A 12,158-nucleotide genomic window follows, 5' to 3' on the forward strand; every position below is an offset into this window, starting at 1 on the left:
TTTGCGCGCATCGGCGCGCTGTCGCCCGGTATGCGCACTGTGCGCCGTACGCCTACCGTGGCCGCATGGGCGACGCGGTGGAACTGGAGGCGGGCGGCCGGACCGTACGGCTGTCCAGCCCGGACAAGGTCTTCTTCCCGGAGCGCGGTTTCACCAAGCTGGACCTCGCCCGGTACTACGTCGCGGTCGGCCCCGGCATCCTGCGCGCCCTGCGCGAGCGTCCCACCACCCTGGAGCGCTACCCGGACGGCGTCGCCGGCGAGTCCTTCTTCCAGAAGCGGGCGCCCAAGAACATGCCCGACTGGATCCCCACCGCCCACATCACCTTCCCCAGCGGCCGCACCGCGGACGAGATGTGCCCCACCGAGGAGGCCGCCGTGGTGTGGGCCGCCCAGTACGGCACGCTCACCTTCCACCCCTGGCCGGTCCGCCGCGGCGACGTCGACCGCCCCGACGAACTGCGTATCGACCTCGACCCGCAGCCCGGCACCGACTTCGACGACGCCGTGCGCGCCGCCCACGAACTGTGCGCCGTCCTCGACGAGTTCGGTGGGCTGCGCGGCTGGCCCAAGACCTCCGGCGGCCGCGGCCTGCATGTCTTCGTGCCCATCGAACCGCGCTGGACCTTCACCCAGGTGCGGCGCGCCGCCATCGCCGTGGGACGGGAGCTGGAGCGGCGGATGCCGGAGCAGGTGACGATCAAGTGGTGGAAGGAGGAACGCGGGCGCCGTATTTTCTTGGACTACAACCAGACAGCGAGAGACCGCACCATCGCGTCCGCCTACTCCGTACGTCCCCGCCCGCACGCCCCGGTCTCGGCCCCCCTCCGCTGGGAGGAGGTGGGCGAGGCCCACCCCCGGGACTTCGACCTGGCGACCATGCCGGCCCGGTTCGCCGAACTCGGCGATGTGCACGCTGACATGGACGACCACGCCTTCTCGCTGGACGCCCTGCTCGAACTCGCCCGCCGCGACGAACACGACCACGGTCTGGGCGACCTGCCCTACCCGCCCGAGTACCCGAAGATGCCCGGAGAGCCCAAGCGCGTCCAGCCCAGCCGGGCACGGCAGGACAAGAACCCGCCACCGCCGCCCGAGCCGAACGCGTCCTAGCGGTCCTCATTCGAGGTCGAGCACGGTCCACTCCGTGAACGGCCCCACCTGGACGTGGAGCCGGGCGCCCCGGCAGACGATCCGGCGGCGACCGAGTGCGCCGCCGTCCGCGCCCAGCAGGCGGCCCTCCGTCACGGGTTCGACCGCCTCCTCGGTGAGGCGGCAGTCGACGATCCGGTCGTGGTCGTCGCCGAATCCGCCGAAGAACACCAGCCGCTCGCCGCGCACGGCGAGACCGCTCGCGCCCCGCACCGGGTTCGCGCGCACCCGGACCACCCGGTCGTCGCGGATCGCCGGCAGGGGGAAACGGGGGTACGGACAGGACCAGACGGCACGCCGGGCCACGTTCAGGGCGGAGCAGTCGATGAACCATTCCGATCCGGACACCGGCCGGTACTCCCACAGCGGTTCGCCCGTGCCGCTCCACCGGCGCAGGCCCGCGGCGCTCAACTCGTCGCCCACGATGCCCTCGTCGAAGTGGCCGACCCAGAGGTCGCCCGCCTCGTCGGCCAGCAGATGCTCGATGCCGTCACCGACCCGGAACGTCCAGGAGGGCCGGCCCAGCGCGTCGAAGACCTGGATCTGTACCTCGTGCGGAGCCGCTCGCGCGGCCGCCGGCACGAACCCGCCGTCCGCCGGCACCTCGACGCGGTCGCACCGCGGCAGTATCCCGCCGAGGTGCGTCTCGTACGGGGTGCCGTCCTCGACGGTGACCACCAGGGCGTCGTACGGCTGCGTCCCGCACGGGTCCGTCTCCCGCTCGGTGAGCAGCCAGTGCGCCCGGCCGAACGCGTCGACCGTGCTGTGTGCGATGTGCCGGTCGTGATAGGTGCGCGGCAGCCGGGCGTGGGGCGCGAGCCGCGTCTCGGACCGCCTACTCGGCATGGGCCTTTCTCGTCGTCATGCCGCGATCCCCACCGACGCCGCCTGTCGGGCACAAACCCGACCCCCGGCGAGAGCGCTCTCTCGGTGCCGGCTCCGCCGGGCTATCCTGATCGGCAATCGCCAATGAGGAGTGCCGAAGTGAGCGAGACGGCGTCGCGTCCCACCCTGGAGGCCGTGGCCGCGCGGGCGGGGGTGTCGCGGGCCACCGTGTCCCGAGTGGTCAACGGCGGGGACGGGGTGCGGGAACCCCTCGTGGAGCGGGTCCGGCGAGCGGTCGAGGAACTCGGCTACGTCCCGAACCAGGCGGCCCGCAGCCTGGTGACCAGGCGGCACGACGCCGTCGCCGTCGTCATCGCCGAACCGGAGACCCGGGTCTTCGCCGACCCGTTCTTCGCGCTCCAACTGCGTGGGATCAGCAAGGAGTTGACGGCCCATGACAACCAGCTCGTCCTGCTGCTGACCGAGGGCCGGGACGACCACGCGCGCGTGGCCCGCTATCTCGCCGGAGGGCACGTCGACGGCGCGCTCGTCTTCTCGCTGCACCTCGACGACCCGCTGCCCGGGCTGATCCGGGGGGCGGGGATACCCACGGTGTTCGGCGGGCGGCCCGGCTGGAGCGACGCGACGCTCCCCGGGACATCCGGCCCCGCCGCGGCGGAGGGAACCCCGACCACGGAGCCCACGGCGCACGCCGCGCCCGCGGCGTCAGGAGCGGGACCGACGGTGTATGTCGACAGCGACAACCGCGGCGGCGCCCGGGAGGCCGTACGCCATCTGGTCGGCCTGGGCCGGACCCGGATCGCGCACATCACCGGCGCCCTCGACCAGACGTCCGCGGTGGACCGGCTCGACGGGTTCCGGGACGTCATGGGGGACGCCGATCCGCGGCTGATCGTGGAGGGCGATTTCACCCCGGCCGGCGGCGAGCGCGCCATGCGCGAACTCCTCGACCGCCGCCCGGACGTGGACGCCGTGTTCGCCGCCAACGACCTCTCGGCCTCCGGCGCCCTGCGCGTGCTGCGCGAACAGGGGCGGCGCGTGCCCGAGGACGTCGCCGTCATCGGCTTCGACGACATGCTGATCGTCGCCGAACAGACCGACCCGCCGCTGACGACGGTCCGTCAGGACATAGAGGAGATGGGCCGGCTGATGGCTCGCCTGCTGCTGCGGCGCCTAGACCGCCGGACCGGCCACGACCCGGCGGAGGCGCCGACCAGCGTCGTCACGCCGACGACACTGGTGCGGCGCGCCTCCGCCTAGGTCCTGCCGTCAAACTCCCGTCTGCCCCGCGACGCCATGCACGCTCCCCCAAGCTCTCGGCTCCGCTCGAGCAGGGGGGACCCCCATGACGCCGCGAGGCCCGCCCTCCGGGCGGACGACGCGAGTTTGACGACAGGACCTAGTTCTAGGGCCCTTCGTTTGGATCAAGCCTGCGGCGGCTCGCTCTTGATCACCGCGAAACGGGCCCCGTACGGGTCGGCGAGGCGGGCCATGCGGCCCACGCCCTCCATCGTCGTGGCGGGAACGCGGACCGTGCCGCCGAGCTCCTGGGCCTTGGCGACCACGGCGTCGGTGTCCTCGACCTCGAAGTACGGCAGCCAGTAGGCGCTCTCCTCGGCCGGGTCGTCGGCCAGCGGCACGATCCCGCCGAACATGGCGTCCTCACCACCCTCGGCGGGGTTCACACAGGTGTAGGTGCCGCCGGGGAACGGCACGGCCGAGGTCTCCATGCCGAGCACCTGCTGGTAGAACGCGGCGGCCGCCGCCATGTCCGGCGTGTACAGCTCCAGCCAGCACAGCGAACCGGGCTCGCCGGCCAGGTCCACGCCCTTGATCTCCGCGGGCTGCCAGAGGCCGAACGGCACGCCCGCCCGGTCGGCGAGGATCGCCATGTGACCCTTGCCCATCACGTCCATCGGCTGGACCAGCACGGTGCCGTGAGCCTGCTCGGCGGCCTTGGTCGTGGCCTGCGCGTCCCCCGTCTGGAAGTACACGGTCCACGACGGCGGACCCTGCTCCTGGGAGATCTGCATGGCGCCGGCCACGGTCCTGCCGCTCAGCTGGAAGAAGCCGTAGCCGCCGGCGTCCGGCCCCGCCGACTGGAACTGCCAGCCGAAGAGACCGTTGTAGAAGGAGGTGGCGCCCTCGATGTCGGGTGTGCCGATGTCGAGCCAGTTAGGAGCGCCGTTGACGAAACGGGTGGTGAGCATTCTCGCCCTCCTCGGAAGGGTCCCGTCCTTGCACTGCCGAGTCTTGCACCGCCCACTGACAATCGCCGGGGAAGTGCCGCCGCGCGCCGGACCGGCCCCCGTGATCACCCTGGGTGACCGGCCGCCTTCCCCCGGTTTACCTTTGCTTCCGCGCGCCGCCGTGCGTCTACGCGCAGAGCGGGAGGATCATCGAGGCGGCCAAAGGCCCGTGGGCACGGCGTTGAGTCCGCGTTGATCGAACGTTTTTCGCCGTTCGGCACGATCCTGGCCATGCACATCGAAACGATCAGCTCGCCCGACCTCGCCTGGCAGGAGGAGGCGTTGTGCGCGCAGACCGGGGCCGACTTCTTCTTCCCGGAGCCCGGCAGCTCCGTGCGGGAGGCGAAACGGATCTGCGGCCTGTGCCCGATCCGCACCGCCTGCCTGGAGTACGCGCTCGACAACGACGAGCGCTTCGGCGTCTGGGGCGGCCTGTCCGAGAAGGAACGCCTGGAACTGCGGCGCACAGCGCCGTGAACCGCCGTGGGGCATCGCCGCGAGCCGTCGCGGGTATTCGGTGTGACCGCTGTCGGCGGGTGCGGTTAGGATCCGGGGGCGCGTCCGGGCGTAGCGCAGAGGCAGACGCACGCCATGCGCAGGTGAACTACGCCGGTTCGAATCCGGTCGTCCGGATGCGTCGCGCGGTCCTGTAGAGCAGAGGCAGACTCGCCACCTTCTCAGGGTGGATACGCCGGTTCGAATCCGGCCGGGACCACGGTCGTACGGCGGACACGGGGCGGGACGGATGGGCGAGGCGGTCACCGAGGCGGAACTGGCGGCATTCCACCACGTGGTGGGCAAGCTGCGAGGGCTGCCCGTCGACGACCCGGTGCGGCTGCGGGCCGAACAGGTCGCCGCCTCCTTCGCCCGTGACGGCCGGCTGCGCCGTCGCAAGGCGCGGGGCGCCGAGGTCTCGTCCGCCGACGCGGCGGCCATGGCCGCGACCGCCACCGGCGCCGTGGACCGACGCGAGGACGCGCCGCTGACCGCGCCCGGCGCCGGGGGAGTCTTCCTCAAACCGCGCACCTGCTACGTCTGCAAGTCGCCCTACCGACAGGTCGACACCTTCTACCACCGGCTCTGCCCCGACTGCGCCGCCGACAACAACGGCCGCCGCGCTCTGCGTACCGACCTGAGCGGACGCCGGGCGCTGCTCACCGGCGGCCGCGTGAAGATCGGTTTCCAGCTGGCGCTGATGATGCTCCGGGACGGCGCCGAGGTCCTGGTCACCTCGCGCTTCCCGCACGACACCCTGCGCCGCTTCCGGGAGGCGCCGGGCCACGAGAAATGGCTCGACCGGCTCACCGTCCTCGCCGTCGACCTGCGCGACCCGCGCCAGGTGCTCGGCCTGTGCGAGGAACTGCGCCAGGAGGGCGAGCCGCTGGACATCCTGGTCAACAACGCCGCCCAGACGGTACGCCGGCCGCCCTCGTCGTACGCGCTGCTGGCCGGTGGAGAGCACGACGCGCTGCCCGAAGGCGCCCGCCAGGCACCGGGCTTCACGCCGATGCGGATGCTGGCGGGATCCGCCGCGGCCCTGCCCGTCGCGCTGCGCGAGGCGGACGAGGCCGGACTCCTGCCCGACCCGTCCCCCGAGAACTCCTGGTCGGCCCGGCTCGGCGCGCTCGACCCGGCGGAGGTGCTGGAGACCCAGCTGGTCAACGCCCTCGCCCCGGCCCTGCTCTGCGACCGGCTGCTGCCGCTGCTGCTCGCCTCGCCGCACCCCCGCCGCTACGTCGTCAACGTGACCGCCGTCGAGGGCCGCTTCGCCGTCCGCAACAAGATGCCCGGCCACCCGCACACCAACATGGCCAAAGCCGCCCTCAACATGCTCACCCGCACCAGCGCCGCCGAACTCGCCGAGCGGGGCGTGCACATGTGCGCCGTCGACACCGGCTGGATCACCGACGAGAACCCGGCCCCGAAGAAGGCCCGGATGGCGGACGCCGGGTTCCGCACCCCGCTGGACATCGTGGACGGTGCGGCCCGGGTGTACGACCCGATCGTGCGGGGCGAGGCCGGCGACCCGGTCTCCGGGGTGTTCCTCAAGGACTACCGGGAGGCGCAGTGGTGAACGAGACCCCTGACACGAGTCCGGACGGTTTCGCCGGAGTGCCGCGCGTCCAGCCGCGTCCCCTCGCCGAACTCGCCCCGCTGCTCGACTGGCTCCGCGCCGGGCGACCCGCCGGTGAGCGGCTGGACTTCGCCGCGGGTACGGCGCTGCCCGACGGGCGGCTCGACCTGTGCAAACAGGGGGTCGGCGCGCGGGGGGCCGCCCTGATCGCGGACGCCCTGGCCCAGGGGCCCACTCCGGTACGGCACTTGACGCGCAGCCGCGAGGCTCACCGCCTCCTCGACCACGCCCCGCACGCCCGCACCCCCACCCGCTTCCGGCTCGGCTCCAGCATCGCCGCCAGCATCAAGCGCCGCCTGGACGGCTTCAGCGCGCACATCCCCGCCCCGGCGGTCCCGGCCGACGTGGCGGCCGTACGCAGCGTCCACCGCACGGCACCGCCGGAGGGCTGAGCGGGCGCCGGTACCGGCAGCCGGCGGGCTCACCCGCCGGCGGCCGCGGCCGCGTTCAGTTCCGCCCCGCCCCCGTGAACACCTCCGTCCAGAACCGTTGTTGCCGCTCCGATGCGCCCACCAGATACGTCGCCCGCAGCTTGGGAGGCAGCAGCCGCACCAGCCGGGCCACCACCGCCTTGTGCTTCTTCAGCTGGGACAGCTCCGCGTTCGCGAGGATCTGGTGGACGACGTCGCTGTCGTCGCCGCCCTCGTCCGAGCGCTCGGCCGCCCGGCGCAGCCGGGCCTCCCATGCGTCGGCGTCCCGGGCGAGCTCGCGCAGCCCCGTGACCGGGCGGCCCCGCAGCCGGTCGATCAGCGCGGTGAGCGGCACCGGCGCGTACTCGCCGTCGCCGAGGTAGACCGTGCCCATCTCCAGCGGCAGTCCGCGCCGGTGCAGCTTGATGAGCCGCTCCAGGGTGCGCTTGGTGATCCAGGCGCGGCCGTCGTCGTCGATGTCGTGCTTCCACCACTCCAGCACCGTCTCGGCGTCCGTGCCGTACCGCGCGAGCAGCCACTCGTTCGCCGGTATGTCCTCCGGCTCCACGGTCAGCGAGGCCGTGAAGCGCGTCGCCTGGGCGATGTTGTTGCGCGAGACCAGCAGCTTGCGGCCGAGGTGGTACGGCGGGTTCTGGACCGCGATCTGCGCGCGCAGGTTCTCGATCCGCCGGCCTGCCAGCGACCACTCCTGGGTGACCTCCATGAGCTTGGCGAACGCGGCCTTGTCCTTGGGGCGGTTGTACTCGTCCCACACGATCGCCTTCGGCTCGGGGCCGGTGAAGGGCGCGGCGAGGAGGTTGTCCAGCGTGCCGTCGGGGGAGGGGAGCGGCGCGCACAGGTCCTCGACGTTCGTCACCGGCAGCGAGAAGTACAGCGCTTCGCGGCCCAGTCCCTCGCGTACCGTCTCGCGCACCAGTTCCGTCTTGCCGCAGCCCGGCGGGCCCTGCAGCAGTACCGTCCAGCGGTGGCGCAGCGCCGCCCGGACCACCTGCCGTACCGGGTCGGGGACGGTGGACGGATTGGCCACGCCCAGGGTTTCGGCGATCCGGTCCAGGATCTCCGCCGTGCGGTTGTGGCCGGGGCGGCCGTCGGGGCCGGGCTCGGCCAGCCGCAGCCGTTCGCCGTCGACCAGGGGCAGGCCCCAGCGCAGCGGGAAGCCCTCGGTCGCGTTGGCGAGGATGTGGTCCAGGGTGCGCGGGGAGAGCAGTTCGCGCAGCGCGGGGGCGAGCGCGGCCCACAGGGAGAACACCGGACGCAGGTCCCACTGGCGGTACTTGGCCGCCAGATGGCGGCGCCAGGACGTGTCGTTCGCCGTGATCCGGATCGTCACCATGCGGTCGAGGAGCGCGAGGTCACCGCGGCGGGCCGACGTCTCGGCGAGGGACTCGTTGTCGGTGAGGAACACCCCGACACAGCCCAGGGCGCGCAGGTCGTGCTCGCCGAGCGTCCAGTTGCAGGCGATCTGCATCAGCTGCGACTGGATCGTGTCGCCCGCCTGCAGCGAGTCGTCGATCAGCAGCACGAAGGGCCGGCCCGGCTTGAGCTGGCTCATCACCAGCTGGCGCAGGACGAGTTCACCGGTGCGCGGGTCGCGGACCGGCGCGTTGACGAGGAGGTCGTCGGGCGTCAGGTTGGCCGCGGGGACGTACACCAGCGTGGCGTCCGGGTGGGCGCGGCCGACATGGGTGAAGAACGTCGCCGTCTTGCCGATGCCGTGCTCGCCGAAGACCTGCCCGGTCTGCCCCATGTCGATCATCGCGTCGATGAACGACTCCAGGCGAGAGGCGGTCGGCTGTCCTGTCTGCGCGTGCTGTGTCTCGGTGGTCATCTACCCGGATCCTGTGGTGACGCGATGGCAGGCCATCGCCGGTGTGTGCGTCTCGGGCCACTCGTGGCCGCCCTCGGTGATGAGCCAGATCCACTTGTCCGGCTCGGCGGGCGTGATCGGCGGGGCGCATCCGTCGGTGAGGACGACGACGGCGTCCGGTGTCACGTCGAAGCGGCGGCCGTTCACCTCGGTGCGGCCCTCCACGTAGTCCGCGACCGCCTGGAAGCTCGTACCGCCGCCTCCGTACACCCGCTCGCCGGGCCTGAACGGCATCACCACGGCGTCGAAGGACAGCCAGTGCGCCTCCACCCCGTCGATCCGGCCGACGAGTTGGGTGAGCCACCGGATCACGTGGTCCGGCATCGACCCCGAGGTGTCGTAGGCGACGACCAGCACCTTGTCCCGTACCGGGCCGCGCCGTGAGAGCAGCGGATCCTGGCCGAGGGCCGCCAGCAGGGCGCCGCGCTTCTTCGGGTACACCAGCCGCTCGCCGTCGCGCAGCCTGGAGGCGACCACGTCGACCAGCCAGCGCTGCCACCAGTGCACGGTCCGCGTGCGCGCGGTCTCGCCGCGCAGCACGCCCGCGCCCAGGCTGCCCCAGATCCGGGCGGCCCGCGCCGAACCGTCCTCGGTACGGCCCATCAGGTCCAGCAGCTCCCGCTCAGCGCCCGTGTGCCCGCGCCGGGCCGCCAGCAGGGAGTTGAGCAGGGCGGAGGACGTCACCGCGTCCACGGTCTCCTGGTCGGCCGGCACGAGCCCGTCCACCAGGTGGACGCACAGCCGCGGTTCGGGCACCGGCGGGTGCCGCATCCGCCTCAGCTCGCCGTACACCCGCATGTCCGTCTCCGTGAACGTCACGTACGGCACCGGCTCCAGGCCGTGCGCCGTCAGGTCCGCGGTGTAGGCGTCGTACACCGCGCGCGGGTCGACGCCCGTGGGGCGGCCGTCGAGCAGCGGCAGCCGCGTGCGGCCGAGCCGGACCAGGGCCACGTGGTTGACGGCGACCTCGGCGGCCAGCTCGAAGACCGGGTCCGCGCGCAGTTCGGGGTCGGCGAACAGATGGCGGTGCACGAGGTGCCGGGCCTCGTGGAACAGCACGAACTTCACGCCGTCCAGGCCGAGTCCGACGAAGAAGTGCGGGTTGTACAGCAGCAGGCAGGTGCCGTCGCCGGAGGCCACCACGGCCGCCGTGTCCACCGCCGTCGTCGGGATCTGGTGATGGCACTTCGCGTACAGCCAGGAGGCCACCGCCGACTCGGTCAGCCCGAAGTCCAGCAGCGCGGCCTCCTTCAGCCGCCGCGCCTCCTCGACGACCGCCTCGTCGGCCGGGCGATAGCGCTCCAGCGCCCTGCGGTCGGCGAGATCGACCACCGCGGGACGTGCGCGTCCCCGCTCTCCGTACGCCATGTGAAGCCCCCCGTGCCCCCTGCGTGCCCCCGTCGTCCCCCGCGCTTCATTGGTACCAGGCCGCACCGACAACGGGCCAAGGCATTACGCTTCGACGCAAGGACGGGGCCGTAGCGCAGGGGCAGACGCGCCGGTCTCCAGAACTGGAACACGCCGGTTCGAATCCGGCCGCCCCGTCCCCTCTCCTCCCGGGCGCCGTTCAGGCGAGGGCGCCCGCCGTCGTCACCAGCTCCCGCGGGTTCCCGTGGAAGGTGTCGGCGAGCTGCGCCAGCACCGCCCAGGCGTCCTCGCGCGCGCCCAAGTGGTCGTGCACGAGCGGGCGCAGGGCGTCCTCCGCCTCACGCATCCGGGCCGGGAACAGCCAGGTCCCCAGGGACAGGACCTGGAGCACGGACGCGGCGGGGCCGTACGTCGTCGCGTACACGGCCGGTCCGTCCAGGATGCCCGCGTCGCGCACCCGGTTGGTGAACTTGCGGTGGGAGCCGAACCGCGCGCGCACCTCGGGCGGGCAGTCCGGGCGTACGGACAGCGCCCAGCGCGCGTACCCGGGCAGCGGACGCTCGGCGTCGGCCTCGGCGACCGTCCGCCAGTCGGCGCGGGTCAGGACCATCGAGGCGCCCGCCCTGCCCTCCCGCATGGAGCCGGCCTCCCGCAGGGCGCCCACGAGGCCGTGACGGACGTAACCGAAGGGGATGTCGGGTTCCTGCTCCCGCAGGCTCTGCTCCACGGGCACGGGTTCCGTGCGGCCGGGCCCGAACGGCACCCCGCGGGCGACGGCCCGGCGCAGCCCGGCGTCGAGGGAAAGGTACTGCCAGATCAGGAGGTTCAGCGCCGGATCGTCCTGTTCCAGGATCCACAGGACCACCGAGGCAGGCAGTCCGTTCCCCCAGCCCCATGCGCGGTACAGACGGCGCCGGGCCGCCTCGGGGTCTTCGGCGTCGGGCAGGCCGATCCGGGCCCGGACCCGTTCGGCGGTGTCCGCGTCGGTCAGGCCGAGGAGGAAGGCGACCGCCTGCTCCGCCCTGGTGTAGTCACGCATGGCGGCATGATGCCGCAGGCCACCGACAGGGCGCACCGGGAAATCGGCGCGCCCCGCCGAGCGGCGATCAGGCGCTCGCGCGCGCCGCCATCCGCGCCTTGCGGGCGGCCAGCTTCTCGTCGAACTTCAGGGCCTCGGAGTTGAGTCCGCCCATGAACAGGCCGAGCTCCTCCTGCGCCCGGAGGCCCTCCGGGCCGAGTCCGTCGATCTCCAGGACCTTCAGATGGCGCAGCACCGGCTGCAGGACGTCGTCGTGGTGGATGCGCAGGTTGTAGACCTCGCCGATCGCCATCTGGGCGGCGGCGCGCTCGAAGCCGGGGATGCCGTGCCCGGGCATGCGGAAGTTGACCACGACGTCCCGGACCGCCTGCATGGTCAGGTCGGGAGCGAGCTCGAACGCGGCCTTCAGCAGGTTGCGGTAGAAGACCATGTGGAGGTTCTCGTCGGTCGCGATGCGGGCCAGCATGCGGTCGCAGACCGGGTCGCCGGACTGGTGACCGGTGTTGCGGTGCGAGATGCGGGTCGCGAGCTCCTGGAAGGCGACGTAGGCGACCGAGTGCAGCATCGAGTGCCGGTTGTCCGACTCGAAGCCCTCGCTCATGTGGGACATGCGGAACTGCTCCAGCTTGTCCGGGTCCACGGCGCGCGAGGTGAGCAGGTAGTCGCGCATGACGATGCCGTGCCGGCCCTCCTCGGCCGTCCAGCGGTGCACCCAGGTGCCCCAGGCGCCGTCCCGGCCGAACAGCGAGGCGATCTCGTGGTGGTAGCTGGGGAGGTTGTCCTCGGTCAGCAGGTTCACCACGAGCGCGATGCGGCCGACCTCGGTGACCTTGGAGTGCTCCTTGTCCCAGGCCTCGCCGTCCTCGAAGAGGCCGGGGAAGTTACGGCCGTCGCTCCACGGGACGTACTCGTGCGGCATCCAGTCCTTGGCGACCTTCAGATGGCGGTTCAGCTCCGTCTCGACCACTTCCTCCAGCGCGTACAGCAGCCGGGCGTCGGTCCACACGGACGGGCTGCCGAGATGGGGAGAGGTGAGGGTCACGGGAACTCCAGGGGGACGCCGTACAAAGGGG

General features: G+C 72.5%; 11 protein-coding genes and 3 tRNA genes. 8 read left to right on the forward strand and 6 right to left on the reverse strand.

Annotated features, from left to right (window positions below; translation table 11 throughout):
• The first annotated feature begins 65 nt into the window (after positions 1-65).
• Complete coding sequence (gene ligD / locus ACWGKT_RS14855; RefSeq protein ID WP_356147185.1) at positions 66-1,112, forward strand: non-homologous end-joining DNA ligase; 1,047 nt, start codon at positions 66-68, stop codon at positions 1,110-1,112.
• Positions 1,113-1,118: 6 nt separating this feature from the next.
• On the opposite strand, the gene ACWGKT_RS14860 is transcribed toward ligD, so the two are convergent.
• A complete protein-coding gene (locus ACWGKT_RS14860) occupies positions 1,119-1,997 on the reverse strand; it encodes a hypothetical protein (protein WP_453273906.1) in 879 nt (292 codons plus the stop codon).
• Between the two features lie 138 nt (positions 1,998-2,135).
• Here ACWGKT_RS14860 and ACWGKT_RS14865 point away from each other — a divergent pair, with 138 nt between their 5' ends.
• Positions 2,136-3,257, forward strand: coding sequence for a LacI family DNA-binding transcriptional regulator (locus ACWGKT_RS14865; protein WP_356147179.1), 1,122 nt, complete (start codon positions 2,136-2,138; stop codon positions 3,255-3,257).
• Positions 3,258-3,421: 164 nt separating this feature from the next.
• Here the strand turns inward: ACWGKT_RS14865 and ACWGKT_RS14870 are convergent, their stop codons facing one another.
• The gene (locus ACWGKT_RS14870) at positions 3,422-4,207 is read right to left on the reverse strand and encodes a VOC family protein (RefSeq protein ID WP_453273907.1); all 786 of its coding nucleotides are present in this window, start codon (positions 4,205-4,207) and stop codon (positions 3,422-3,424) included.
• Between the two features lie 270 nt (positions 4,208-4,477).
• On the opposite strand from ACWGKT_RS14870, the gene ACWGKT_RS14875 reads away from it, so the two are divergent.
• The 5 genes from ACWGKT_RS14875 to ACWGKT_RS14895 all read left to right on the forward strand — a co-directional run bounded on the left by ACWGKT_RS14875 (position 4,478) and on the right by ACWGKT_RS14895 (position 6,772).
• Complete coding sequence (locus tag ACWGKT_RS14875; RefSeq protein WP_235452123.1) at positions 4,478-4,723, forward strand: WhiB family transcriptional regulator; 246 nt, start codon at positions 4,478-4,480, stop codon at positions 4,721-4,723.
• A gap of 84 nt (positions 4,724-4,807) precedes the next feature.
• Positions 4,808-4,879: transfer RNA gene (locus ACWGKT_RS14880), tRNA-OTHER, on the forward strand.
• A 10-nt stretch (positions 4,880-4,889) separates the two neighbouring features.
• A tRNA-Glu gene (locus ACWGKT_RS14885) sits at positions 4,890-4,961 on the forward strand.
• 30 nt (positions 4,962-4,991) lie between these two features.
• Positions 4,992-6,320 (forward strand): SDR family NAD(P)-dependent oxidoreductase, encoded by a 1,329-nt coding sequence (locus ACWGKT_RS14890; protein WP_453273908.1) that lies wholly within the window; start codon positions 4,992-4,994, stop codon positions 6,318-6,320.
• Positions 6,317-6,772, forward strand: coding sequence for a hypothetical protein (locus ACWGKT_RS14895; RefSeq protein ID WP_453273909.1), 456 nt, complete (start codon positions 6,317-6,319; stop codon positions 6,770-6,772). The genes ACWGKT_RS14890 and ACWGKT_RS14895 overlap by 4 nt, the downstream gene beginning before the upstream one ends.
• 55 nt (positions 6,773-6,827) lie before the next feature.
• Here the strand turns inward: ACWGKT_RS14895 and ACWGKT_RS14900 are convergent, their stop codons facing one another.
• Together ACWGKT_RS14900 and ACWGKT_RS14905 are read right to left on the reverse strand one after the other, a co-directional pair.
• Complete coding sequence (locus tag ACWGKT_RS14900; RefSeq protein WP_453273910.1) at positions 6,828-8,639, reverse strand: AAA family ATPase; 1,812 nt, start codon at positions 8,637-8,639, stop codon at positions 6,828-6,830.
• Positions 8,640-10,046 carry a DUF2201 family putative metallopeptidase gene (locus tag ACWGKT_RS14905; RefSeq protein WP_453273911.1) on the reverse strand — a complete coding sequence of 469 codons (1,407 nt, stop codon included), beginning with the start codon at positions 10,044-10,046 and terminating at the stop codon, positions 8,640-8,642.
• A gap of 103 nt (positions 10,047-10,149) precedes the next feature.
• On the opposite strand from ACWGKT_RS14905, the gene ACWGKT_RS14910 reads away from it, so the two are divergent.
• Positions 10,150-10,223: transfer RNA gene (locus ACWGKT_RS14910), tRNA-Trp, on the forward strand.
• 22 nt (positions 10,224-10,245) lie between these two features.
• Here ACWGKT_RS14910 and ACWGKT_RS14915 read toward each other — a convergent pair.
• Together ACWGKT_RS14915 and ACWGKT_RS14920 are read right to left on the reverse strand one after the other, a co-directional pair.
• A complete protein-coding gene (locus tag ACWGKT_RS14915; protein WP_453273912.1) occupies positions 10,246-11,085 on the reverse strand; it encodes a hypothetical protein in 840 nt (279 codons plus the stop codon).
• Between the two features lie 67 nt (positions 11,086-11,152).
• The gene (locus tag ACWGKT_RS14920) at positions 11,153-12,127 is read right to left on the reverse strand and encodes an acyl-ACP desaturase (RefSeq protein ID WP_453273913.1); all 975 of its coding nucleotides are present in this window, start codon (positions 12,125-12,127) and stop codon (positions 11,153-11,155) included.
• Positions 12,128-12,158: the final 31 nt, after the last annotated feature.

It is taken from the genome of Streptomyces sp. NPDC054794 (assembly GCF_053611585.1).

Excerpts from the sequence above, each read along its gene's own strand:
- ligD (WP_356147185.1), top strand. The coding sequence starts at position 66 with ATGGGCGACGCGGTGGAACTGGAGGCGGGCGGCCGGACCGTACGGCTG.
- ACWGKT_RS14860 (WP_453273906.1), bottom strand. The coding sequence starts at position 1,997 with ATGCCGAGTAGGCGGTCCGAGACGCGGCTCGCGCCCCACGCCCGGCTG.
- ACWGKT_RS14870 (WP_453273907.1), bottom strand. The coding sequence starts at position 4,207 with ATGCTCACCACCCGTTTCGTCAACGGCGCTCCTAACTGGCTCGACATC.
- ACWGKT_RS14875 (WP_235452123.1), top strand. The coding sequence starts at position 4,478 with ATGCACATCGAAACGATCAGCTCGCCCGACCTCGCCTGGCAGGAGGAG.
- ACWGKT_RS14890 (WP_453273908.1), top strand. The coding sequence starts at position 4,992 with ATGGGCGAGGCGGTCACCGAGGCGGAACTGGCGGCATTCCACCACGTG.
- ACWGKT_RS14900 (WP_453273910.1), bottom strand. The coding sequence starts at position 8,639 with ATGACCACCGAGACACAGCACGCGCAGACAGGACAGCCGACCGCCTCT.
- ACWGKT_RS14905 (WP_453273911.1), bottom strand. The coding sequence starts at position 10,046 with ATGGCGTACGGAGAGCGGGGACGCGCACGTCCCGCGGTGGTCGATCTC.
- ACWGKT_RS14915 (WP_453273912.1), bottom strand. The coding sequence starts at position 11,085 with ATGCGTGACTACACCAGGGCGGAGCAGGCGGTCGCCTTCCTCCTCGGC.